Origin of the sequence: Streptomyces sp. NPDC006512, from assembly GCF_040611935.1 — a bacterium.
Lineage (GTDB): Bacteria > Actinomycetota > Actinomycetes > Streptomycetales > Streptomycetaceae > Streptomyces.
The window spans coordinates 1-23,648 of the sequence record NZ_JBEXPG010000092.1 but is presented as its reverse complement, the minus strand read 5'-3'; the positions used below and the strand labels follow the sequence as shown (position 1 = coordinate 23,648).

At 74.9% G+C, this 23,648-nt stretch carries 21 protein-coding genes; 6 read left to right on the top strand and 15 right to left on the bottom strand.

Features of this window, described 5'->3' with window-relative positions:
- Positions 1-120: 120 nt before the first annotated feature.
- Positions 121-573: a DUF1801 domain-containing protein gene (locus tag ABZZ17_RS37650; RefSeq protein ID WP_356883477.1), complete on the bottom strand. Its 453-nt coding sequence runs from the start codon at positions 571-573 to the stop codon at positions 121-123.
- A gap of 89 nt (positions 574-662) precedes the next feature.
- Positions 663-1,016, bottom strand: coding sequence for a VOC family protein (locus tag ABZZ17_RS37645; protein WP_356883475.1), 354 nt, complete (start codon positions 1,014-1,016; stop codon positions 663-665).
- Between the two features lie 135 nt (positions 1,017-1,151).
- On the opposite strand from ABZZ17_RS37645, the gene ABZZ17_RS37640 reads away from it, so the two are divergent.
- Positions 1,152-4,007 carry a LuxR C-terminal-related transcriptional regulator gene (locus ABZZ17_RS37640; RefSeq protein ID WP_356883473.1) on the top strand — a complete coding sequence of 952 codons (2,856 nt, stop codon included), beginning with the start codon at positions 1,152-1,154 and terminating at the stop codon, positions 4,005-4,007.
- A gap of 244 nt (positions 4,008-4,251) precedes the next feature.
- Here ABZZ17_RS37640 and ABZZ17_RS37635 read toward each other — a convergent pair whose 3' ends face one another.
- The 5 genes from ABZZ17_RS37635 to ABZZ17_RS37615 all read right to left on the bottom strand — a co-directional run bounded on the left by ABZZ17_RS37635 (position 4,252) and on the right by ABZZ17_RS37615 (position 9,745).
- On the bottom strand, positions 4,252-5,085 hold the full coding sequence (locus ABZZ17_RS37635) for an enoyl-CoA hydratase/isomerase family protein (protein WP_356883471.1): 834 nt from the start codon (positions 5,083-5,085) through the stop codon (positions 4,252-4,254).
- Between the two features lie 70 nt (positions 5,086-5,155).
- Entirely contained in the window at positions 5,156-5,920 is a 765-nt protein-coding gene (locus ABZZ17_RS37630) for a PIG-L deacetylase family protein (protein ID WP_356883469.1), read from the bottom strand.
- A 150-nt stretch (positions 5,921-6,070) separates the two neighbouring features.
- Positions 6,071-7,375, bottom strand: a complete 1,305-nt coding sequence (locus tag ABZZ17_RS37625; protein WP_356883467.1) for an alpha/beta fold hydrolase — start codon at positions 7,373-7,375, stop codon at positions 6,071-6,073.
- Between the two features lie 206 nt (positions 7,376-7,581).
- A complete protein-coding gene (locus ABZZ17_RS37620; protein ID WP_356883465.1) occupies positions 7,582-8,667 on the bottom strand; it encodes an S-(hydroxymethyl)mycothiol dehydrogenase in 1,086 nt (361 codons plus the stop codon).
- A 130-nt stretch (positions 8,668-8,797) separates the two neighbouring features.
- Positions 8,798-9,745 carry a LysR substrate-binding domain-containing protein gene (locus ABZZ17_RS37615; RefSeq protein WP_356883463.1) on the bottom strand — a complete coding sequence of 316 codons (948 nt, stop codon included), beginning with the start codon at positions 9,743-9,745 and terminating at the stop codon, positions 8,798-8,800.
- Between the two features lie 70 nt (positions 9,746-9,815).
- On the opposite strand from ABZZ17_RS37615, the gene ABZZ17_RS37610 reads away from it, so the two are divergent.
- The gene (locus tag ABZZ17_RS37610; protein WP_356883461.1) at positions 9,816-10,865 is read left to right on the top strand and encodes a dihydrodipicolinate synthase family protein; all 1,050 of its coding nucleotides are present in this window, start codon (positions 9,816-9,818) and stop codon (positions 10,863-10,865) included.
- A 400-nt stretch (positions 10,866-11,265) separates the two neighbouring features.
- On the top strand, positions 11,266-12,000 hold the full coding sequence (locus ABZZ17_RS37605) for a LysM peptidoglycan-binding domain-containing protein (RefSeq protein ID WP_356883459.1): 735 nt from the start codon (positions 11,266-11,268) through the stop codon (positions 11,998-12,000).
- Here ABZZ17_RS37605 and ABZZ17_RS37600 read toward each other — a convergent pair.
- From ABZZ17_RS37600 to ABZZ17_RS37575, 6 genes are all read right to left on the bottom strand, one after another.
- Positions 11,984-12,913, bottom strand: coding sequence for a squalene/phytoene synthase family protein (locus ABZZ17_RS37600; RefSeq protein WP_356883457.1), 930 nt, complete (start codon positions 12,911-12,913; stop codon positions 11,984-11,986). The genes ABZZ17_RS37605 and ABZZ17_RS37600 overlap by 17 nt on opposite strands.
- A 65-nt stretch (positions 12,914-12,978) precedes the next feature.
- Entirely contained in the window at positions 12,979-14,697 is a 1,719-nt protein-coding gene (locus ABZZ17_RS37595; RefSeq protein WP_356883455.1) for a protein kinase, read from the bottom strand.
- A 26-nt stretch (positions 14,698-14,723) separates the two neighbouring features.
- Positions 14,724-16,379: a peptide-N4-asparagine amidase gene (locus ABZZ17_RS37590; protein ID WP_356883453.1), complete on the bottom strand. Its 1,656-nt coding sequence runs from the start codon at positions 16,377-16,379 to the stop codon at positions 14,724-14,726.
- A gap of 87 nt (positions 16,380-16,466) precedes the next feature.
- On the bottom strand, positions 16,467-16,952 hold the full coding sequence (gene rraA / locus ABZZ17_RS37585; RefSeq protein ID WP_356883451.1) for a ribonuclease E activity regulator RraA: 486 nt from the start codon (positions 16,950-16,952) through the stop codon (positions 16,467-16,469).
- A gap of 119 nt (positions 16,953-17,071) precedes the next feature.
- Positions 17,072-18,013: a hypothetical protein gene (locus ABZZ17_RS37580; protein ID WP_356883449.1), complete on the bottom strand. Its 942-nt coding sequence runs from the start codon at positions 18,011-18,013 to the stop codon at positions 17,072-17,074.
- Positions 18,010-19,098, bottom strand: a complete 1,089-nt coding sequence (locus tag ABZZ17_RS37575; protein WP_356883447.1) for a phosphatase PAP2 family protein — start codon at positions 19,096-19,098, stop codon at positions 18,010-18,012. Before ABZZ17_RS37575 ends, ABZZ17_RS37580 begins: the two co-directional genes overlap by 4 nt.
- A gap of 197 nt (positions 19,099-19,295) precedes the next feature.
- On the opposite strand from ABZZ17_RS37575, the gene ABZZ17_RS37570 reads away from it, so the two are divergent.
- Complete coding sequence (locus tag ABZZ17_RS37570; RefSeq protein ID WP_356883446.1) at positions 19,296-19,898, top strand: TetR/AcrR family transcriptional regulator; 603 nt, start codon at positions 19,296-19,298, stop codon at positions 19,896-19,898.
- A 150-nt stretch (positions 19,899-20,048) separates the two neighbouring features.
- On the opposite strand, the gene ABZZ17_RS37565 is transcribed toward ABZZ17_RS37570, so the two are convergent.
- Entirely contained in the window at positions 20,049-20,585 is a 537-nt protein-coding gene (locus ABZZ17_RS37565; protein ID WP_356883444.1) for a TerD family protein, read from the bottom strand.
- Positions 20,586-21,042: 457 nt separating this feature from the next.
- Here ABZZ17_RS37565 and ABZZ17_RS37560 point away from each other — a divergent pair, with 457 nt between their 5' ends.
- The gene (locus ABZZ17_RS37560; protein ID WP_356883442.1) at positions 21,043-21,855 is read left to right on the top strand and encodes a glutamate ABC transporter substrate-binding protein; all 813 of its coding nucleotides are present in this window, start codon (positions 21,043-21,045) and stop codon (positions 21,853-21,855) included.
- 94 nt (positions 21,856-21,949) lie between these two features.
- Here ABZZ17_RS37560 and ABZZ17_RS37555 read toward each other — a convergent pair whose 3' ends face one another.
- Entirely contained in the window at positions 21,950-22,516 is a 567-nt protein-coding gene (locus ABZZ17_RS37555) for a DJ-1/PfpI family protein (RefSeq protein ID WP_356883440.1), read from the bottom strand.
- A gap of 225 nt (positions 22,517-22,741) precedes the next feature.
- On the opposite strand from ABZZ17_RS37555, the gene ABZZ17_RS37550 reads away from it, so the two are divergent.
- Positions 22,742-23,599, top strand: a complete 858-nt coding sequence (locus ABZZ17_RS37550; RefSeq protein WP_356883438.1) for an endonuclease — start codon at positions 22,742-22,744, stop codon at positions 23,597-23,599.
- The last annotated feature ends 49 nt before the right edge of the window (positions 23,600-23,648 follow it).

The following is a 23,648-nucleotide window of genomic DNA, read 5'->3' as shown; positions in this document are numbered from 1 at the left end:
GGGCTTCCGCCCGGCGCACCGAGAGCACGCACCAGACGCCGCAGGGCCGCCCTCCGGGCGACGACGGGAGTTTGACGACAGGCCCTAGTGCCGCCCGGGGACCACCCGCAGGGCGCACCCTCAGCTCACGGCCTGCTTCACGAGTGCGGCGATCCGCGCCTCCACTTCGGCCGTCACCTCGGTCAGGGCGAAGACGGCCGCCCACATCGGGCCGTCGTCCAGCTGCGCCTGGTCGCTGAAGCCGAGCGTCGCGTAGCGCGACTTGAACTTCTCCGCGCTCTGGAAGTAGCAGACGACCTTGCCGTCCAGTGCGTAGGAGGGCATCCCGTACCAGAGCTTCGGTGCGAGGACCGGTGCGGTGGCGGTGACGACGGCGTGGACGCGTTCGGCCATGATCCGGTCCGCGTCCTGCATCTCGGCGATCTTCGCGAGCACGTCCCGTTCCGCCTCGGCCGCCTTGTCCGCCTTCGAGCTGCGGCGGGCCGCCTTCTTGAGTTCCTGGGCGTGGTCCTTCATCGCGGCCCGCTCCTCGGCCGTGAAACCCTCGTGTGCGCGGTTGCCGGTGCTGCTCATGGTGGATCTCCCTCTTGGGACTCTGGATGTGTGGTCGTGAAAGGGGGCTCGGACCCCGGCCGTGCGGCGGGAGCGGGGTGGGGCGTCCGTCATTCCTGGAGCAGTCCGATGAGGTTGCCGTCGGGGTCGATGACGGTGGCCACGAGGCGGCCGCCGCCGACGTCGTGCGCGGGCTCCTTGACGGTGGCGCCCACGGCGGTCAGTTCGGCGAGCTTCGCCTCGATGTCCGGCACGTGCCAGTAGCCCAGCGGCGAGGTCAGGCCCTGCGGTCCGCCGCCCGGGAGGAGGCCGATGTGCTGGCCGGCGGCCTCGAAGCCGACGTAGTGGGGCCCGTCGGCCTGCGGCGCGACACCGAGCAGCGCGGCGTACACCGCCTTGGCCTGGGCGAGGTCGGACACGGGATGCAGCACGGTCTTCATCCCCTGGGTGGAAGAGCTGGTCACGGTCACTCCTGTCGTCGCGGAACCCATCGGCCCGGTGTGGTCCGCCGGGCTCGTTCCCTGTGCCCACAGCCTCCCCCGGGCGGGGTACGGGGCGCCTCCGTGCTGACCACGGAGAGCACTACGGATAATGGCCCGGTGTCCACTCCAGTGATCTCGGCTCGGGAAGCCGACGTGCTCGAACTCCTCGGGGAGCACCTGAGCAACGCCGAGATAGCCGCCCGGCTGTTCATCTCCGTACGGACGGTCGAGTCCCACGTCTCCTCGCTCTTGCGGAAGTTGGAGGTGCCGGACCGGCGGGCGCTGTCCCGGCGCGCGCCCGGACCCACGCGTACCGAGCAGGTGCGCCCGGCCCGCGTGCTGCCGGCGCCGCTGACGGCGTTCGTCGGCCGGACGCGCCAACGCGGGGAGCTGGCCGCGGCGGTGACGGAGCGTCGGCTGGTGACCGCCGTCGGGCTGGGCGGGGTGGGCAAGACGCGGCTCGCGCTGGCGGTGGCGGCGGACGTGGCGGGCGACTTCACCGACGGGGTGTGCTTCGTCGACCTGGTCCCGGTCACCGATCCCGGGCGGGTGGGCGCGGCGGTCGCGGCGGCCATGGGCGTGGGCGAGCAGCCCGGGCGCGGCATCGACGACGCGCTGGTGGCCGCGTTGGCGGACCGTCGGGCGCTGCTGGTACTGGACAACTGCGAGCAGGTGCGCGACGGGGTGGCGCCGTTCCTGGAACGGCTGCTCGTGGCCTGCCCGGGGGTACGGGTGCTCGCGACCAGCCGGGCCCGGCTGATGGTGCCGTTCGAGTGGGTCTTCCCGGTTCCGCCGCTGTCGCGCGTCGGCGGCGGCGAGTCGGAAGCGGTGGCCCTGTTCCTGGAGCGGGCGGCGGCGGTCGGCGGGGCCCCGGCTCCGGCGGAGCGCGAGCGGATCGCGGCGCTGTGCGAACGTCTCGACGGGATGGCGCTGGCCATCGAACTCGCGGCGGCGCGGTGGTCCACGCTCGGTTTGGACGGCCTGACGGCCGGCCTCGGCGACCAGCTCCGGATCCTGGCCGGCGGCCCCCGTGCCGACGGCAGGCACCGGTCGGTGCGGGCCGTCCTCGACTGGAGTCACGACCTGCTCGATCCGCAGGACCGGGCACTGCTGCGCCGGGTGTCGGTGTTCGTCGCTCCGTTCACCGCCGAGGCGGCCGCCGAGGTGGCCGGGTCCGCCCCACTGGAGCCGGCCGCGGTCGCCGACGGGCTCGGCAGGCTCGCCGAGCAGAGCCTGCTCGCCGTGGCCCCGTCCGACACCGGCACCCGGTACCAGGCGCTGGAGACCCTGCGCCAGTACGGCACGGAGCGGCTCGCCGACGCCGGTGAGCTCGACGATGTCCGGTCGCGCCACCTGGCGTGGTGCCTGGCCGGTGCGGCCGGCCTCCAGGAAGGCGGCGGCTCGCACTGGCGGGCCCGGTTCGACGCGGTCGCCGAGGACCTGCGAGCCGCCTTGAGCTGGGCCGCGGGCCGGCCGGAGCAGCGGGGGGACGCGTGCCGGCTCGCCCTGTCCATGGCCGAGCTGGCCTTCACCCGGAACCTGATGGGCGAGGCCCAGCAGCGGTACGAGCAGGCGGCCCTGCTCGCCGCCGACGGCGCCGACGCCGCCGCCGCGTTGCGGCAGGCCGCCGGGGTGGCCGGGTGCCGCAGGCTCGGCGACGACATGTACCGCCTGCACCGGGCCGCCGCCGAAGCCGCCCGCCGGGCCGGGGACGCCGCCGGGGCCGCCCGCGACCTGGCGGCTGCCGCCACCGCCGCCTACCGCTTCTCCAGCACGTTCGCCACCCGGCTTCCGCCCGCGGACGAGGTGACCGGCCTGCTCGCGGCGGCGCGCGAGCTGACCGGCGACGAGGACCCGGCCGCCGCGGCGGCTCTCGCGCTGGCCGAGGCCGCGGTGGTGGCGGACGCGTTCGGCGCGGTCCAGGGGGCCCCGGACAACACCGCACCGGACACCGTCGCGTGCGCCGAACGGGCCGTCGAACTCGCCCGGCGCGCGGGCGACCCGGTGGCCCGTTCCGCCGCCCTCGACGCGCTCTCCGGCGCCCGGAGCTGGGCCGGTGAGAGCTTCGCCGCCGCGGCCGCCGCCCGGGCCCGGATCGACATCCTTGCGTCGGCACCGAGCGCCCCCGCCCGGACGCACGAGCTGATCGACGCCCTCGCGATGGCCGCCGCGACCGCCGTCGGCACGGGCGAGCTGGAGGCGGCCCGCCGGTGGGGCGGTCAGCTCGCGGGCCGGCCGCAGCTGGCCGAGGTGGGCGACCACGCCACGTCCTGGCTGCTGGTCGCGGACGCGTTCGCGGGCGATGCCGACGCGGTGCTCACCAGCAGCGTGCGCTTTCTCGACGCGTGGGAGCAGGCCGGCCGGCAGCGGTCGTTCTCGCTGGGTCCGGCCGCCGCGGCGGTCGCGATGATCCACGGCTTGCGGGGCGACCACGAGGCCCGGGCGGCCTGGCTCACGATCACCGACCTGACGGGCGGCAAGGAGGACCACCACCACGGCCACGGCGCCGTCTTCGACGCCATGGTCCTGCTCCATCACGGGGACGCGCACGCGGCCCTGGAGCGCGTCGCGCCCGAGCCGGAGCAGGTGTGGAAGTGGGTCTGCTGGGTCTGGCTGCACTGGTACGCGGCGCTCCGGGCCGAGGCGGCGGTCCTCGCCGGGCACCCGGACGCCCTGGCGCGGGTCGCCGCCGCCCGGGCCGTGGTCGCCGGGAACCCGGTCGCCACCGCCCTGGTCGACCGGGCGGAGGCACTGCTCGGCGGCGATCTGCCGCGGTTGCTCGCCACCGCGGCGGCGTTCGAGGCGGCCGGCTGCCGCTACCAGTGGGCGCGCACGTTGCTGCTCGCCGGGGGCGCGCACGCGAAGACCGGCGCGTCCGCGCTGGCCGGCCTCGGACTCGTACCCGTACCCGTGGCCCGGCCGCTCCAGGCCGATGCGGTCGAGCGGGCGGCCCGGCCGGCGCCGGAGCGGTAGGGGCGCCACCCCGGCCGCCCGCGGCCCCGCAGGTCGGAACGTGCCCCGCCGGCCGGCCGGCGGTCGCCGCGTCTGCCGGTGTCCGGGCCCGGCACGGTGACCGCGGCGGGGCTCGGCAGCGTCCGGGGCTCGACCAGGCCGTCCGGGTCCCGCGGAGCACGGGCAGGTGCCGCCCGGACCGTGCCCTCGGAGCCCCGGCCGCCCGGCGAGGAACCGGGCACCGGCCGCGCGTCCCGGACCGTCCTCACGCCCCCCTGAACTCCGGGCTGCGGCGGGCGGCCTTGGCTCCGTAGCCCTCGCGGCAGTCGTCGGAGGTGAGGGTGAGGGCCGCGGTCATGGCGACCCGGTCGAGGGCGGCGGGCAGGGCGGCGTCCGCGAAAGCGTCGACGGCCCGTTTGATGCCCTGGACCGCGAGCGGGGCGTTGGCCGCGATCTCGGCCGTCAGGGCGCGCGAGGCCGCGTCCAGCTCGGCCACGGGCACCACCAGCTGGACCAGGTTGAGGCGCTCCGCGGTCGCGGCGTCGATCCGGCGGCCGGTCAGGGCCAGGTACTTGGCCCAGCCGGCGCCCGCCTCGCGGGCGATGCGCAGGTCTCCTCCGGCGTCCACGGCCACGCCCAGCCGGGCCTCGGGGAGGGCGAAGAGGGCGTCCTCGGCGGCCACCCGGAGGTCGGCCATGAGGGCCAGTTCGAAGCCGAAGCCGAGGCAGTGGCCCTGGACTGCGGCGACGACCGGCTGCGGGAGCCGGGCGAGGACCGCGAAGCGTTCGTGGACCCAGCGGATGCCCTCGTAGTAGTTGCGGGTCCGTTCCGCGGCGGACTCCCCCGTGATGGCCCCGCCGGGGGCGCTCACGTCGATGCCCGCGCAGAAGGCCCGCCCCTCGGCCCGCAGCAGGACCACCCGCACCGAGGGGTCGAAGCGGATCCGGTCCGCGAGGAGGCCCAGCTGGCGGGTGGATTCCCAGCTCCAGCCGTTCAGCTTGTCCGGACGGCAGAGGGTGAGGACCGCCACCGCGTCCTCGACGTCCAGCCGGACGCGTCGCTCACCCTCACCGATCTCCGTGGTGACTGTGTCGATCACCGTGTCCCCGCCCCCGCCCCTGGCCCCGCCGCCGAAATTCCTGACGAACCGTCAGACTAGGGTGGCGGGGTCAGCGGGGGAAGACCTCGAACGGCACCGCCGGCCGGCCGCCGAAGCGGGCGGCCGCCTGCTGGACGTTGCCCGTCAGGAAGGTACGGACGTACTCCTCGGGATCCTGTTCCGTCAGCACCTCGATGTACGCCTTGTGCTCCAGCAGGGACCTGACGGAACGCTCCAGGCCGGGTCCGGCGTCGACCGCGTGCGTCGGCGTCGCGGTGCCCGCGACCGCGACCCAGCGGACCCCGCCCCACGGCTCCAGGCCCTGCTCGGAGATGAGCTCCGGGAAGATCCACCGGTTGCCGGCGTCGGCAGCGGCGTCCAGGGTGGCCCGGCCGACCGCACGGTGGTCGGGGGTGTTCCAGTATCCGCCGCCGCCCGCGCCGCCCCAGGTGTCACGGTGGTTGAGGGTGATCACCAGCTCGGGGCGGTGGCGCCGGATGGCCGCCGCGATGTCCCGGCGCAGACCGAGGCCGTACTCGACGACCCCGTCCTGGTGGTCGAGGAACTCGACCGTGGAGACCCCGACGACGGCCGCGCTCGCACGCTGCTCGGCCTCGCGCAGCGGAGCGCATTCGGCCGGGGCGATCGTGTCGATGCCCGCCTCGCCGCGCGTGGCGAGCACGTAGACGACCTCGCGTCCGCCGTCCGTCCAGTCCGCGATCGCCGCCGCGCAGCCGTACTCCAGGTCGTCGGGGTGGGCCACCACGGCGAGGGCGCGCTGCCAGTCGGTGGGCATCGGCTGCAAGGGGGCCTGCTGGTCTGCTCTTTCGCTCATGTACCGCACCCTAGGGCGGGCGCGCGGTGAGGGCTACTCGACCGTCTTCGCGAAGCGGGCCCGGTCGGCGAACTCCCGGCCCCAGCGCCGCCAGACGCGTCCGCGGGGGAGGTCTTCGGCACCGGCCCGGCAAGATCCGAAAGAGACGGCCTAGTCGTCGAGGAGGGACAGGAGGCGGTCCAGGACGCGGGGGCCGCCGGCGCGGACGCCGTCGTGCTCGTACTCGTCCGTCACCCAGGTCCGCAGGCCCCGGACGGCGCGGGCGGTGCGCAGGGAGTGGGCGGTGTCGACGTGCATGTCGTCGTGGTAGACGGCGGCGGCCACCGGCACCTCGTTGGCGGCGAGGCGGTCGGCGTCGTAGAGGGGCTGCCAGCCGGTGCGGGCGGCCAGCAGTTCGGCGGTCTCGCGCAGCGGGGCGAGGGCGGGGTCCGTGGTGAAGTGCCAGGGGTGGATGGTCTCCCCGGTGAACAGGAGGGGCTCGTCGCCCTCCAGGGTCTTGGCCGCGTCGAAGCCGGGGTGGCCGGCGCGGACCCGTTCGGCGGCCCAGGCGGTGGGGACGGCCGGGTCCTGGGCGTAGATCGCCTCGTGGACCAGGGCGTAGAGGGGGTGGCCGGCGAAGGAGAGCAGTCCGCGGGCGTTCTCCAGGAAGGCGTCGGAGAGGGCGGGTCCGGCGGCCGTGGGGACGAAGGCGTCCTCCAGGAGGTAGTGCAGCTGGTGGCTGCCGTCCCCGGTGCCGAGGAGCATCCCGAGCGACTGGAACGCCTCGACGGTGAGCCGGTGGCCGCCGGGGAGGTCGGCCGGCCGCTCGGCGAGGTGGGCGGCGATCCGGCGGGCGCGTTCCACGTCCATGGGGTAGCGGGCGTAGTGGGCGAGGTTCTTGCGCTCGATGCGCGGGTACGCCGCCTCGTACACCTGTTCCGCGGTCGCGTCGAGGGAGGGCAGCCCGCCCGTGATCAGGGCCGCGGCCAGGCCTTCGGGCGCGGTGGAGAGGTAGTGGGTGGTGCAGAACCCGCCGAAGCTCTGGCCGAGGACCGTCCAGGGCGCGCCGCCGGTCAGGCCGGGGCGGATCGCCTCGGCGTCGCGGACGATGGAGTCGGAGCGGAAGTGGGCGAGGTACTCGGCCTGCTGGGCCGGGTTCCCGCGCGCGGGCAGCGTCTGGCGGTTCAGGGGCGTGGAGCGCCCCGTGCCGCGCTGGTCGAGGAGCAGGACCCGGTACTCGGTGAGCGCCCGCTCCAGCCAGGCCTGGCGGCCGACGAACCGCCGTGCCCCGAAGCCGGGGCCGCCCTCCAGGTACAGCAGCCAGGGCAGTCGTTCCGGGTCCTTGCCGGTGGCGACGGCCTCGCGCGCGTACAGCTCGATCCGTTGCCCGTCGGGGCGGGTGTGGTCGAGCGGCACGGTGAAGTGGTGGTCGGTGAGGACGACACCGGGCTGGCGGTAGCTGCGGGCGTGGGTCACGGACGGCCCCTGGGGTCTGGGTACGGATCCCCGGCCCGTGCCCTTCCCCGGCCGGGTCGCGGCGGGGGTGGCGGGGTCGGGGGGTGGGTGGGAGTCGGGCCGGGTCCGGATCGCCGGCCCGGTTGCGGGGCGGCGGGGGCCGGCGGAGGCCCGCCGGGGCGGCCGGATCGGATCCGGCCGCCCCGGCGGGCGGGGAGGTCAGGGGGTCAGAACTGGACCACCGAGCGGAGGACTTCGCCGCGCTCCATGCGGGCGAAGGCCTCCTCGACCCCGTCCAGCGGGATGGTCTCCGAGACGAAGGCGTCGAGGTCGAGCCGGCCCTGGAGGTACAGGTCGATCAGGAGGGGGAAGTCCCGCTCGGGCAGGCAGTCCCCGTACCAGGAGGACTTGAGGGCGCCGCCCCGTCCGAACACGTCCAGCAGCGGGAGTTCGAGCTGCATCTCGGGCGTCGGTACGCCGACCAGGACGACGGTGCCGGCCAGGTCGCGGGCGTAGAAGGCCTGCCGGTACGTCTCGGGGCGGCCGACGGCCTCGATGACGACGTCCGCGCCGTTCCCGCCGGTCAGCTCCTGGATCGCCTTGACGACGTCCTCCGTACGCCCGTTGACGGTGTGGGTGGCTCCGAGGCCGCGCGCCCACTCCAGCTTCCGGTCGTCGAGGTCCACGGCGATGATCCGGGAGGCGCCCGCCAGCCGCGCCCCGGCGACCGCCGCGTTGCCCACGCCCCCGCAGCCGATGACGGCCACGGAGTCCCCGCGCCCGACGTTGCCCGTGTTCAGCGCGGCGCCGAGGCCGGCCATCACCCCGCAGCCCAGGAGTCCGGCGGCGGCGGGCGAGGCGGCCGGGTCCACCTTCGTGCACTGCCCGGCGGCGACGAGGGTCTTCTCGGCGAACGCCCCGATGCCCAGCGCCGGGGAGAGGGGGGTGCCGTCCTCCAGGGTCATGGGCTGCGTGGCGTTGTGCGTGGCGAAGCAGTACCACGGGCGGCCGCGTCGGCAGGCCCGGCAGTTCCCGCACACCGCACGCCAGTTGAGGACCACGAAGTCGCCGGGCGCCACCGAGGTGACGTCCGGGCCCACGGACTCGACGACGCCGGCCGCCTCGTGGCCGAGGAGGAAGGGGAACTCGTCGTTGATCCCGCCCTCCCGGTAGTGCAGATCGGTGTGACAGACCCCGCAGGCCTGGATCTTGACCAGGGCCTCCCCGGGCCCCGGGTCGGGCACGAGGATCGTGGTCGTCTCCACCGGTGCGCCCTTGCTCCGCGCGATGACCCCTCGTACTCGATGCGTCACGTCGTACCCCGCTCTGGTCGGATCGGTCCTGGTGCCGGGACCGCGCGGTCTCAGGGTCTCTGGACCTCCGGATCTCCGGCACCTCTGGATCAACGAACGTACACGGGCCGGGGGCGGTGCGGGAGCCGTGTCACGCTCCGGCGCCCGAACCGGCCAGATCCGGCGGCAGGGCGGCCCGCAGCGCGGCGGCGAACGCGGCCACGGCGGGATGGGCGCCGGCCCCGCTGCGGAAGGCGATCCGGGTCCGGCGTTCCATGCGCAGGCGGGTCAGGGCGACTCCGGGCACGCTCGCCCCGGGGATGCCGAGCTGCGGCACCACGGCGACGCCCAGTCCGGCGGCGACCAGGGCAAGGACGGTGGCGAACTCATCGACCCGGTGCCGGACGGTCGGGCTGAACCCCGCCGCCTGGCACGCCCGTACGGTCATGGCGTGGCAGAGGGTGCCGGGCGTGGCGGTGATCCAGGGGGCATCGCGGTGGGCCCGCAGGGCCTCGTCCTGGCCGGGGGCGGGGCCGCGATCGGGTGCGGGGTGCGGGGCGGCTTCGCGTTCCGGGGCGGCGAGGTACATGGCCTCCCGGTACAACGGCCGGGTGGCCAGGCCCGGTTCCCGCGGTGCGGGGACGAAGTCGTACGCGTGGACCAGGGCCACGTCCAGTTCTCCGGCCCGCAGCGCGTGCGCCACCGCCGCCGGGTCGGTCTCGCTGAGCATCGGCTCCAGCCCCGGGTGACGCCGCACCAGGTCGGCGAGGGCCGCCGGGACGATGGCCCGGGTGGCGGTGGGGAAGGCCCCGACGCGCAGGGCGCCGGCCAGGCCGGTACGGGCCTCCGCGAGGTCCGCTTCGGCCCGTTCCAGCCGTTCGAGGACGGCCTCGGCGTGGCGGACCAGGTTCAGCGCGGCCGGTGTCAGGCGGACGCTGCGCCCGGTGCGCTCCAGCAGGGGCAGCCCCGCCTCGCGTTCGAGGACGCCGAGTTGCTGGGACACCGCCGAGGGGCTGAAGGCCAGGGCTTCGGCGACGGCGGCGATGGTGCCGCGCCGGGCGAGTTCGCGCAGCAGGCGCAGGCGGCGTACGTCGAGCATCGGCTCAGCTTACGGTTCGGGTAAGGAATGCGAACTGGATTCGACGGTCGGCGCGAGTGAAGCTCGGTCCATGCACCAGGACATCGCTCGGAACACCCCACAGGCCGCCCCGCACGCCACTCCGCAGGCCGCCCCCCGGCCCACCCCCCAGGACGTCCGTCCGGACGTCGGCCTGGACGTCCATCCGGATGGCGCCCGCGCGGCGGCGGCCCGGAAGCGGTTCGCCCCCGGCGGGATCCACGTACCGCTCGTCACCCCCTTCACCCCGGCCGGGGACGTCGCCGTGGAGGCGCTGGAGGCCCTCGCGCACGAGGTGCTCGACGCGGGGGCGGCCGGGATCGTCGCCCTCGGCACCACCGCCGAGAGCGCCGCCCTCGACGAGGCCGAGCGGGACCTCGTCACCGGGGTCTGCGCCCGGGTCTGCGGGGAGCGCGGCGCGGCGCTGACCGTGGGCGCCGGGGCGAGCGCGACCCGGGTGGCGGAGGCGGCGCTGACCCGGCTGGCGCGCTGGCCGGAGGTGGGGGCGGCACTGGTCGCGGTGCCCCCGTTCGTGCGGCCCTCGGCGGCCGGGGTGCTGGCGCACTTCGCGCGGCTGGTGCGGGTGAGCCCCGTACCGCTGGTCGTCTACCACGTCCCCTACCGCACGGGGCAGCCGTTGGACGCGGCGGCGCTGCTGGCGCTCGGCTCGCTGCCGGGGGTGGCCGGGGTGAAGTACGCGGGCGGCGGGATCGACGGGGACACGGTCGCGCTGATGGGCGGCCTGCCGGACGACTTCGCGGTGCTGGCCGGGGACGACGCGTACGTGTCCCCCATGCTCGCCCTCGGCGCCGCGGGCGGGATCCTGGCCTCGGCGCACGTGGCGACGGAACGGTTCGTGGAGCTCACCGCGGCCTGGGAGGCGGGGGACGTCCCGCGCGCCCGGGCCCTGGGGCACGCGCTGGCCCGGCTCTCGGCGGCACTCTTCGCGGAGCCGAACCCGGCCGTGGTCAAGGGGGTGCTGCACGCCCAGGGCCGGATCCCGTCCCCGGACGTACGCCTGCCCCTGCTGCCGGCGTCGGACGCGGCGGTCGCGGCTTCGCTGCACGAGCTGGCGGGACTGCGGGAGCCGGCAGCGGCCTGAGGCTCCGGACCGGACCCCTCGCGCGCCCGAAAGTTCCTGTAAGGGCGATTTGCAACTAACAGCCCCGTCGCCCGAATCGCGGGGATCGGGCGCGGAATTGACCGAATCGACGGAAGCCGACGAAGGGCCCTTCAAACCGTGACGTCGGTCACGCGGGCCACCTCAACATCATTTCTCCGGAATGGCGGATTCCCTTTTCCCCGAAAGGAAATCCGCCATTGCGCGAACTCCCCTTCATGGTCATTCACCCACCCGGGGCGGAGAAGTCGATCTCCCCCGGGAATTCGCATCTTGTTGCGGCCCCGCGCACTCGCCTACGGTCACCCTCACTCCCAGCGGCCGACTGCCGAATACGGCCGCCGCCAGGGCTCTCCCGTACCCCCACGTGAGGAATAGCGCCATGTCCGCAAAGGGTAAGCACCGCAGGCCGAAGCAGAACCCGATCACCCGTCGCCTGGCGTTCGCCGGCACGGGCACGGCCGCTCTCGCTCTCCCGCTGATCGGCGCCACCACGGCCGGCGCGGCGGAGACCACGGCGGCGCCCGCCGCGCATTCCGTCGCCGCGGCCGCCACCTATTCCGTCGTGGCGGGCGACACCCTTTCCAAGATCGCTTCGGCGCATTCCCTGAGCGGCGGCTGGGAGCAGCTGTACGCCGCGAACCGCACCGCCATCGGCAGCGACCCCTCGGTCATCCGCCCGGGGCAGACCCTGAAGATCGGCACGCTCGCGAAAGCCGGCACGAAGGCCGCCCCGGCCGCCGCCGCTTCGAAGACCGGCGTCAAGACGGCCGCCAACGCCGACGCTAAGTCGTACCCGGACAACCTCGACGGCTGGATCCGGGAGTCCCTGGACGTCATGGCCCGGCACGGAATTCCCGGCAGCTACAACGGAATCCACCGCAATGTCATGCGGGAGTCCTCGGGCAATCCGCGGGCGATCAACAACTGGGACTCCAACGCCGCGGCGGGCATTCCCTCCAAGGGACTGCTCCAGGTGATCGACCCGACGTTCCGCGCCTATCACGTACCCGGCACTCCGCTGGACTCGTACGACCCGGTCGCCAACATCACCGCCGCCTGCAATTACGCCGCGGCCCGGTACGGCTCGATCGACAACGTCAACGGCGCCTACTGACGGGGCCGGTGGGGCGGCGGCGCAGTACCGCCCGCCCCAGGGTGCGCAGGGGCGCCACCAGGCCGTAGCCGACGTCCTTGCGCAGGGCCCGCGCGCCGGCCCGCTCCACGGCCGCCAGCTGGTGGCCCATCAGCTCCGTCATGGTCGCGACCACGGGACGCAGCCCGGGTGCGGCCAGGCCGGTGATGTCGGCGGCGGCGCCGAGGGCGGTACGGGCACGCAGGCATTCCGCGGCGAGGAGGCCGCGGACGGCCGGGGTGTCGCGGCCCGCTTCCAGGTCGGCGCGGGTCACTCCGTGCTCGGCGAGCCGGTCCCGGGGGATGCAGAGCCGCCCGTCGGCGAGGTCCCCGGCGAGGTCCGCGAGGAAGTCGACCCGCTGGGCGGCGTCCACGAACCTCCGCCAGCCCGCCGCCTGCCGCTCGTCGGGGCCGCCCTGGTACTGGAGGCCCGTGAAGACGACCACGCCCGGCCAGGCGTAGGCGTCGAGGTACTCCTGGAACTCCCCCTCGGTGGCGAAGCCGTCGAAGGTCGCCTCGGCGGTGGCGGCGCCCCGCAGGAAGCGGGTGACCCAGCCGGCGGGCAGGCCGCGGCTGCGCACGGCGTGGGCGTAGGCCCGCAGCAGCGGGTCGGGGCTCTCCCCGGAGGCCAGGGCGGCCCCGGTCCGTTCGGTCAGCGCGGCGAGTGCGGCCGCCCGTCGGGCCGGGGTGCCGTTCTCCGCGACGTCGTCGACCAGGTTCATGAAGGCGAGCCCCGCCGCGAGCTGCGGCACCAGCGGCGGCGCGGCCAGCAGGCGCAGGGCCAGGTAGGGGGCCGGCTCGCGGCGCATGACCCGGCGGGCCGCCCGGGTGTAGTCGGCTCGCAGCCGGGGGCCGGTGATGCCGGCCTCGGTGAGGGTGGTGTGCCAGCGGGGCATGGGGGCCGAACTCCTTGAACCGTGTCCGTCCGTACGTGCGCGTACGTGTGTACGGGTACACGATCTCAGGAGGGGACCACCTTCCTGACCTTGCCGTCGATCCCGGCGAGGACGTAGCCGCCCTGCCCGTACTCGTCACTGAGGTAGGGCCGCATGCAGGGTTCCTGGTCCATCATCCACGGGTCGACGATGACGTAGCGCGAGGTCGGCTTGTCGACCTTGAGGTCCCGCCGCGCCTGTTCCAGCAGGCCCGGAAGGGCGTCCCAGTTGACCGTCGCCATGTCGATGAGCGGCCTCCCCTCCTTCACCGTGCCGTTGGGGCCGGTGCGCTTGGCCACGCCGTCCCGGTACTGCCAGGAGTCGACGGTCCTGGCGCCCGGGGCGCTGGGGATCGCGGCGATGACGTACCCGTCGTAGACCTTCAGGTCCACGAAGGTGGTCGTGCCCGTCTGTGCCTTCAGCGCGGCCAGGGCGGTCCGGACCCCGTCGGGGGTGAGGAGCGTGCCGCCGCCGGTCTGCCCGCGCGGGGTGGCGGCGGCCGAGGGCCCGGTCGCGGGCGGGGCCGAGGAATTGGCCGAGGGAGTGGCCGAGGGCGTGGCCGAACCCGGGACGGAGGCCGTGGAGGCACCGCCCTTGGCTTCGGCGCCGGAGCCGGCGTCCCCGTCGGGGAGCAGCTGGACGACGCCGGCCGCCGCGCCCGCGAGGACCGCCACGAGGAGCGCTGCGAGGAGGACCCGGGAGCGGGCGGGCCGGGCGGACGCCGACACCGCGGTGGTGCCGGTCCCGGGGACGAACGGGGTCTGCGGGAAGGACCCCGGCGCGTAGGGACGGGTGCCCCCGGAAGGCGGTCCGGGCAGGGGCGCGGGCCGTGTGGCGGGCACGGGCGGCCCGTACTGGCCGAGGACCGGCGCGGGCGCGGCCGGGGTGGCGCCCGCGAGAGCGGTGCTCGCTTCGCGGAGCAGTGTTTCCAGTAGTGCCCCGTCGGGGCGCGCCGCCGGATCGCGCACCAGCAGCCGTTCCAGTACGGGTCCCAGCGGGCCGGAACGCGCCGGCGCGGGGATCGGCTCGTCGAGGACGGCGACGACGGTGGCCAGGCTGGTGGCCCGGCGCAGCGGATGGGAGCCTTCGGCGGCCACGTACAGCAGCATCCCGAGCGACCACAGGTCGGAGGCGGCCAGCCCCTCTTCCCCGCGGACGCGTTCGGGCGCGATGTACTCCGGGGAGCCGATCAGCACGCCGGTCGAGGTGAGGGCGGTGGACCCGTGCAGGGCGGCGATCCCGAAGTCGGTGAGCACGGCGCCGCCGTCGGGCCGCAGCAGCACGTTGGCCGGTTTCACGTCCCGGTGGAGCACCCCTTCGGCGTGCGCGGCCCGCAGGGCCGACAGGAGGTCGAGGCCGAGCCGCAGCACGTCGGCGACCGGCATCGGCCCGGCCGCGAGGCGGTCGTGCAGGGAGCCGCCCTTGACCAGTTCCATCACGATCCACGGGTGCCCGTCCGAGCCGGCCGGGGGTTCGACGATGTGGTGGATCGTCACCACGTGCGGGTGCGCGAGGCGGGCCAGCGCGCGGGCCTCGCGCACGGCCCGCTCGCGCAGCTGGACGGCCAGACCGGGCTGCGCGGCCGCGGTCGCCGGGTCCGGCGGGCGCACCTCCTTCAGCGCGACGTCGCGGTGCAGGGCGATGTCGCGGGCGCGCCACACCGTGCCCATGCCGCCCGCGCCCAGCGGGCCGATCAGTTCGAAACGGCCGTCGACGAGCCGTCTGCCGGCCTCACTCGTGTCCATGGGCGGCATGGTAGGCGGCCCGTGCGTCAGCAGCGTCGGCGGTCCACCGTCACCGTGCCCTGGGCGGTGCCCACCTCGCGGTCGTAGCAGCCGTCGCCGCTCCCGGACCCGTACAGGCGGTGGCGGGCGGTCGTGGTGCCCACCGCGTGCCGCTGGTCGCGCGGGACGTTCGCGGTGTAGGTGGCGTCGCCGGAATACCGGTCGTCGAGCACCGACCGGTCGACCTCGCGGCCGCCGCGGAGGGTGACGGTGTCGGCGCGGTCGCCGAGGGCGAGGACCGTGCGCAGCCGGTCGCCGGCTCCGAGGGTGGTCGCGCCGTCCATCGTGTACGCGCGGACGGTGCGGGTGGTGGTGGGGCCGCGGGTCACGCTCTCCTCGTCGGTCCACGAGGCGGTGAGCGCGTCCCGGGCCTCCCCGTCGGTCCAGCGGTGCGCGGAGGTGTTGCGCACGGCCCGGGTGACGGTGGTCGTGACCCGGCCGTGGGAGGTGTCGAGGTAGCCGGCGACGGTGAGCCGGTGGCCGCCCTCGGTGTCGAGGCGGTGCTCGCCGCCGGGCGGGGCGGGCGTCCAGCGGGAGGAGTTGGCGGGGCTGCCCTCCTCGTGGCGGGTCAGGGCGCCGGTGACGACGCGGCGGCCGTGGTCCTGCCAGAGCAGCAGGTTGGCGGGGGTGCTCCAGCCGCTCTGCCCCGCCGGTACGCCGGCGACGGACACCTCGACGCGGTGGGGGCGGCCGTCGTTGAGGAGGGCGGCGTAGGGGGTGAGGTCGTAGCGGACGGGCTGGACGTCGAAGGCGCGCGGGCCGGGGGTGACGTACCAGAGGAAGGGGTTGGACCAGCCTCCGGTCCAGACGGTGGGGAAGGGCGCGGCGAGGCCCGCGAGCTGCCCGTCGACGGAGACCCGGACCTCGCGGTAGGGGCCGTCGGCGGCCTTGCAGGAGTAGGGGGCCGCGTCGGGGACGGTCATGTACCAGTACTCCTCGCAGCCGCCGCCCGAGCCGGTGGCGTACACCTCGGCGAGGAGCCGCTCGGTGTTGCGCGGGGTGGTGACGGCCGGGGTGGTGAGCGGGATGACCAGGTCGGGGGTGTCGGCGGGGCCGGTGCCGGCTTCGGCGGCGTAGAAGGTGAGGGTGACCTCGACGTCGATGACGCCGGTGTACGTGTCGTTCACGACGTTGCCGATCAGCATCTCGACGGGCTGCGGCCGGCTGAGGGTGTCGCGGTAGCGGGTCACGTCCTTCTCGACCGACCAGGTGATGCCGTCGGGCGAGGGCTGCGGGGTGGAGGTGCGCAGGATCTCCACCCCGCCGAGGGTGAGGTTGCCCAGGCGGTCGTACTGGCGGCCCTTGACCCGGCCGTCGAGGCGCAGCACGACCTTGGCCCAGCCGCCGCGGCCGCAGCCCTCGGGCGGGGCGTAGTTCCCCCGGTAGGGGGTGAAATCGCTGAAGCGGGCCGCGGCCAGGGTCACCCGGCAGGAGCGGGTGGCGGGCCGGTCGACGGGCGGGGCCGCGGTGAGGGGGTCGTGCCAGTCGGTGCCGAACTCTGCGGGCGGGGCCGGGTCCGCGGCTCCGGCGGAGCCCGCGACGGCCCGTGCGGGGGTGGCCGCCGCGGGTCCCGCGACTGCGGCCGGGGTGCCCGCGGCGAGGGTGAGCGCGGCGAGCAGGCCCATGATCCGGTGTCGTCTCATGGGCCCGCAGTGAAACCCGTCCGGGCCCGCGGCCGCCAGGGCGGCCGGTGCGGACCTGGCGGGATCTCGCCCCTGCGCGGGCGCCGTTCAGTGGGCCGCGGGCAGCACCACGACGCCGTCGTCGTCCACGTACACGGTGTCGCCGGGGCGGAAGGTGACCCCGCCGATGGTGACGGGTTCATCGACGGTGCCCGCACCGGTCTTGCCGCTCTTGCGGGGGCAGGTGCCGAGCGCCTGCACGCCGAGGTCGAGCCGGCCCAGGGCGACGCTGTCGCGGACGGCGCCGTTGACGATCAGCCCGGACCAGCCGGAGCGTTCCGCGGCCCCGGCGATGAGGTCGCCGACCAGGGCGGTGCGGAGCGAGCCGCCACCGTCCACGACCAGGACCGCGCCCTCGCCGGGCGTGTGGAGCAGTTCGCGCAGCAGGGCGTTGTCCTCGTGGCAGCGGACGGTGCGGACGGGCCCGGCGAAGAGGGCCCTGCCGCCGATGCGCCGGAAGGGGGTGGCGCAGATGCCGAGGCGCTCGCCGTGCTCGTCGTACAGGTCGGCGGTGGGGAGGGGGGTGACACTCATGTGGGTCCGGGCTCCTCGCTGTTCGTACGTCGCGCCGTGCGGGCCCAGCGTAGGCGGCGGCCCGCCCGTCGCGGTGCACCGGTCCGCCTGCCGGTCGGGACGGCCGCGACGGGCCCGGGTCAGGGGTGGGGCAGCACCGGGCCGGACGGCATCGACGGGATCGGCGGGGTCAGGGCGTGGCCGGTCGGGCCCGTCGCGGAGTCCCGCGCGCGGGGGCCGCCGGGCGGCGCGGCCGGGCCGGGCGCGGTCGGCGTGCGGGTCAGGAGCAGGACGCCCCGGGTGGCCGCGAGGGCCCCGGCGGTCGCGAGCAGGACGCCCACCGCGCCGCCCTGGAGGCGTTCGCCGAGCAGGACCATGCCGATGGCGGCGGCGGCGAGCGGGTTGGCGAGGTTCACGACGGCGAGCGGGGCACCGAGGCCGCCCCGGTAGGCCCGCTGCGAGAGCAGCATCCCGCCGACCGCGAACACGACGACGAGTACGGCGACCGAGGCGACCCGGAAGCTGAGCAGGGCGCCGCCCCGGCCCGCGGCGACGGCCACGGTCTGGGTGAGCGCGGAGGCGGCGGCGGAGGCGAGCCCGGAGGCGGTGGCGTGGCGCAGCCCGGAGCGCGGATCCTTGCGGGCGGTGAGGACCAGGATCACGGCGGCGGTGGCCCCGGAGACGGCGAGGGCTTCGGCGAGGGTGAGGGTGTCGTCGGGGGCGGGTCCGGAGGCGGGGAGCAGCAGCAGGCCGAGTCCGGCGACGGTGGCGAGGGTGCCGCGCCACTCGGTGGCCGCCACCCGGCGGCCCGCGCCGTGGGCGCCGAGGGGGACGGCGGCGACCAGGGTGAGCGCGCCGAGGGGCTGGACGAGGGTGAGGGGGCCGTAGCGCAGGGCGGCGGCGTGCAGCAGGGCGGCGGCGGCGTTCAGTCCGGCCGACCACCACCAGGCCCCGTTGCCGAGGAGGGCCTTGGCGCTGCGGGCGACGGCCCGGCGCGCGAGGCGCTCCTGGGCGACGGCGGCGGCCGCGTAGGTCACGGCGGAGGCCAGGCACAGCGCGACGGCGAGCACGGTGGCGTTCACCGCCCGCCCCCCGCCCCGGCGGCGGTGGCCGACGCGGAAGCCGGTGCGGCCCCATGGCTCGCGACGGAGTCCCGGGCGGGGGCCGGGGCGGGGGCCGCCGGCTCGCCGCCGCCACCACCGGCCGGTACGGAGACGGAGGCGGAGACGGTCTCCAGAGCCCGGGCCGGGCCCGCGAGCGGCCGGCGGTGGGGAGCCGGAACCGGTACGGGACCGCCGGCCGGCGTGACGGCAGGGAGGGTCCCCGGAGCCTGAGCCGTCCCCGGATCCGAAACGGCACGCGGGGCCGGAGCGGTCCCCAGGGCCGGAGCGGTCCCCGGAGCCGCTGCGGTCCCCGGGGCCGGGACGCGGCCCGGCTCCGCCGCCGGGCGGGGTACGAGGAGCAGGGCTCCGCCGAGCAGGGCCGTCGCGACCAGGGCGTCGAGCCAGTAGTGGTTGGCCGTGCCGACCACCACGAGCAGGGTCACCAGCGGGTGCAGGAGCCACAGTGCCCGCAGCCGCGAGGAGGTGGCGGCGATCATCCCGAGGGCCAGCATGAGCGCCCACCCGAAGTGCAGCGAGGGCATCGCGGCGAACTGGTTCGCCATGGTGTCGGCGGCGGGGGCGGCCCGGTAGACGGTGGGGCCGTAGACCTGGCCGGTGTCCACCAGGTGCGCGGCGGCCAGCATGCGCGGGGGCGCGAGCGGGAAGGCGAGGTGGAGGGCGAGGGCGGCTCCGGTGAGGAGCGCGAGGACCCGCCGGGTCCACAGGTAGTGGGCGGGCCGGCGCAGGTAGAGCCAGATCAGGAACAGCGCGGTCGCCGGGAAGTGCACGGCCGCGTAGTAGGTGTTGGCGGTGTGCACGACGGCGTCCGAGTGGAGGAGCAGCCGCTGCACCGCTCCTTCGCCGGGCAGGCGCAGGAGGCGTTCGGCGTCCCACACCCGGTCGGCGTTGCGGAAGGCCTCGCCGGTGCGGCCGGTCGCGAGCGTGCGGCCGGCCTTGTAGACGGCGAACAGCCCCGCGACGAGCAGCAGCTCGCGTATGAGCCGGCGCCGCTCGTCCTTGGTCCGGGCGGCGCGCGGCCGGCCGGGTGTGGTGTGGGAGGTCATCCCCCGGTCTCACTTCTTTCGGGTGGTGCGAACGCTCCGTGGCGGGGTGGCCGCCGGCCGGGATCCGCCCTGCATCGACACGCCAGTGTATCGATACATTCGCGTATCGATACGCTGGTGTACCGATAGTCTCCTGGAGCCGTACACTCGGAACACGGACCAGGCCGCCCAGAGCCCGCGAGGAGAGCCGCACCCCCATGACGTCGACGCCGCAGGTCACCGCGCGCCGCTCCAAGATCAGCCCGGAGCGCGAGCAGGAGTTCTACGACGCCGTCCTGGACGCCCTGCGCGAGCACGGGTACGAGGCGCTCACCATGGAGGGCGTCGCCGCCCGGGCCAGCTGCGGCAAGTCCACGCTCTACCGGCAGTGGAAGACCAAGCCCCAGCTCGTCGCCGCCGCCCTCCGCGCGAGCCGGACCGACCGGACGCTGGCCAGCGTGGACACCGGGACCCTCGTCGGCGACCTGCGCGAGGCCGCCCGGATCGCGGCCGGGACCTCGGGGCGCGACACCCGGCTCACCCAGGCCCTGGGGCACGCGGTGCTCAGCGACGAGGAGCTCCAGCGCGCGCTGCGCGAGGCGCTGGTCGAGCCCGAGCTCGCGGCCTTCGACGCGATCGTCGCGCGGGCGGTCGAGCGGGGCGAGATCGCCGCGGACCATCCCGCGGTGGAGTTCCTGCCGGCGCAGCTGATGGGCGTGCTGCGGATCCGGCCGGTGCTGGAGGGCCGGTACGCCGACGCCGACTACCTGGTCAGGTTCGTCGACGCGGCCCTGTTGCCCGCCCTCGGCATCACCCCCTGAACCGGTGGGCCGCCGTCCACGATGACCGGACGGCGACCCGCTCGCGCTGCCTCGTGGGGACGGCGGCAGCGCGCCACCCGGACGGGGTGGCGGTCACTCCCGAGCAGAGTGACCGCCACCCGGTCCGTACGGCCCGCGGCGCGCCCTGCGTCAGCCGCGCGCGGCGCCCATGACCCGGGCGAACTCCTGCGGCTCCACGTCGAAACCGTGCGGGCGCGCCTCCAGGGCCCAGCCGCCGTGGGTGTCGCGGACGAACTCGGCGACCGTGGCCGCCGTGGCGCCCGCGACCCCGGCGAAGTCGGTCTCGGCGAGCGTCTCGTAGCCCTCGCGGATGCGCAGTCCGGTACCGGCGACCGCGGCGAAGGTCCTGCGGCCCGCGTCCCCGGAGCCCTGGATGACGACGCCGACCACGACGCGGCCCAGCTCGGGCGCCAGCCGGTCCAGTTCGAGGACCATCACCTCGTCGAAGCCGAAGCCCTGGCCGGTACGGCTGTCCCGGCTCAGCGTGATGGTGCCGTCGGGTGCGCGGCTGCCGAAGTGCACGAGGTAGACGGGCTCCCCGTGCGGGTCGGCCGTGGCGTACACGGCGGCGACGATGTCGAGGTCGTTGGCGGGTGTCCCGGCCGGGCTCGGGTCCCAGCGCAGGGCTATCTCCACCTTGGCCAGGCTCTTGCGTACTCCGCTCACCGAACTCCCCCTCCGCTCGGGCGCTTTGGCCCGTGTTGCCTGATCCATGCTGCCCGGCCATGCTGTCACGGCCGGGCGATCACGGGTCGGGGGACCGCACGTTCCAGGCCAGTCCGGGGCCGCTTCCCTCCTCGGGGCGCGGGGCTCCGGGCGGCGACCACCCCTGCGCTACGGACGCACTGCCGGTGATCACCCCGCCCACCCGCAATTCGCTCACCTGTTTGAGCAATGTCGGTGCGCCGCCCGCCGGGCGGGCCTCCCGTTCGGGCGCGGGACCGCCGAAGGATCTCCGGCTGAACCGGATCGTTATCCTCAAGTTTTACTCAGATGTAGTGACGGTGGGCCCATCACCTTCCTAGCTTCCTCGTACACGTGCGTTAACGCCGTCGCGGTTCCGCGTGTACCCCGTTCCCGCGATTCACCCCGTGGTTCCGCGTTCCCGAGGAAAGAGTTCAGCATGAAGGTTCCCCAGGCCGGTGCGGTCGCCGCAGTGATCGCCCTCGCCGCCACCGCCTCGGGCTGTGCCGGCGAAGCCCCCAAGGAGCCCCTCGCCATCGGGATCAAGTTCGACCAGCCCGGCATCGGCATGCGCGAGGCGGACGGCACCTTCACCGGTTTCGACGTCGACGTGGCCACGTACGTGGCCAAGGAGCTCGGCTACAAGCCGGACGAGATCGAGTTCAAGCAGGTCTACAGCTCCGACCGGGAGCTCCTGCTCCAGTACAACGAGGTCAAGTTCGTCGCGGCCAGCTACTCGATCAACGACAAGCGCAAGGAGAAGGTCGAGTTCGCCGGGCCGTACTTCGTCGCGCACCAGGACCTTCTCGTCCGCGCCGACGACGCCTCGATCACCAAGGGCGAGGACCTCAACACCAAGCGGCTGTGCTCGGTGACCGGCTCCACCTCCGCCGAGAACGTCAAGCGCAACCTCGCCCCGAAGGCGAGCGTGCTGGAGCTCGGCGGGTACTCCGAGTGTCTCGTCGCCCTCCAGGACAACCTGGTCGACGCGATGACCACCGACAACTCCATCCTCGCCGGGTACGCGGCGCGGAAGGGCAACGAGGGCAAGTTCCGGCTGGTCGGGCTGAACCTGAGCAACGAGAACTACGGCATCGGCGTCAAGAAGGGCGACAACGACCTCCAGCGCAAGATCAACTCCGCGCTGACGAAGATGGTCTCCGACGGCTCCTGGGAAGCCGCGGTGAAGAAGAACTTCGGCCCGGCGAACTACAAGTACGAGCCGGCCCCCCAGGTCACGACGGCCAACTGAGCCCCCGCTCCCGCCGGCTCCCGCTCGCCCCACGGAGGCCTGCGGGACGGCGGGAGCGGCGACCGCGGAGGCCGGCTGCCCGGCCTCCGGCGGGTCACACCACCGGCGCCTTGGAGCGCAGCACGGTGAGGAACTCCCGCATCCAGGCGGAGTGGTCCGGCCAGGCCCTCGCGGAGACGAGCGTGCCGTCGACGACCGCCTCGGAGTCCTCGAATGCGGCCCCGGCGGCCCGGACGTCCGGCTCCAGCGCGGGATAGGCGGTGACCCGGCGGCCGTCCAGGACCCCGCTCGCGGCGGTGATCAGCGGGCCGTGGCAGATCTGCGCGATCGGCTTGTCGGCGGTGGCGAAGCCGGCCAGGATCCGCCGCACCTCGGGGTCGTTGCGCAGGTACTCGGGCGCGCGGCCGCCGGGGACGACCACGGCCGCGTACTCCTCGGGCACGACGTCGGCGAAGGCGATGTCGGCGGGCCAGGTGTAGCCCGGCTTCTCCGTGTAGGTGTCGAAGCCCTCCTCGAAGTCGTGCACCACGAACCGCAGCTTCTTGACGGCGGGCGCCGCGATGTGGACCTCGTACCCCTCCTCGATCAGCCGCTGGTAGGGGTACAGGACCTCCAGTGACTCCGCAGCGTCACCGGTCACGATGAGGATCTTCACTGCCATGTACGGCTCCCGTCGGGGCTGTTCGGGCTCGGTCGTCCGGCCCCGCCCGGGGCCGACGGCTACCCTGCCCGCGTCGGGTGCGCGGTACACCCCCGGGATCCTCCCCGCCCCGACACATGGTCTTCATCTGTTGGGCACATGACAATGTGAACCTCGCTCTGCCACCTGACACCCCACCAAACGCCATGGTGGGGACGGTGCGTGTGGAGAGGCATCCCCCACGTCATGAGAATCTCCCGTACGGCCCCCTGGGCGGGCGCCCTCGCGGCCGCCGCCCTGCTCCTCATACCCGCCACCGCTTCGGCGGGCCAGCAGCGGACCGCGGCGCATCCCCACGCCGGCCAGGTCCGCGACACCGCAGCGGCGGCTCAGGCTCAGGCGGCCCCCGCGGCCGTCTCCGTCGACGCGTACTACGCGCCCGCCGAGGGCAAGACGGGCGCGGCCCTGAAGTCCGCCCTGCACGGCATCATCAAGACCCAGTCCAAGGTGTCCTACGACGGCGTGTGGAACGCGCTGAAGGTCACCGACCAGGACCCGGCGAACCCGAACAACGTCATCCTGCTCTACTCGGGCCGCTCCCAGTCCAAGGCCACCAACGGCGGCGGGGTCAACGACTGGAACCGCGAGCACGTCTGGGCCAAGAGCCACGGCGACTTCGGCACCGCCACCGGCCCGGGCACCGACCTGCACCACCTGCGGCCCGAGGACGTCACCGTCAACAGCACCCGCGGCAACAAGGACTTCGACAAGGGCGGCAGCCCGGTCTCCGAGGCCCCCGGCAGCTACACCGACGCCGATTCCTTCGAGCCGCGCAACGCCGTCAAGGGCGACGTGGCGCGCATGCTGCTGTACATGGCGGTGCGCTACGAGGGCGGGGACGGCTTCGCCAACCTGGAGATGAACGACAAGGTCAACAACGGCAGCGCGCCCGCGATGGGCCGGATCAGCCTGCTGAAGCAGTGGAACCAGCAGGACCCGCCGGACGCCTTCGAGCAGCGCCGCAACCAGGTCATCTACGACACCTACCAGCACAACCGCAACCCGTTCGTCGACCACCCGGAGTGGGTCAACTCCATCTGGTAGCCGATCGCCCGCGCACGGCGCGGCGGTGCCCCCGGCCCGGGCCGGGGGC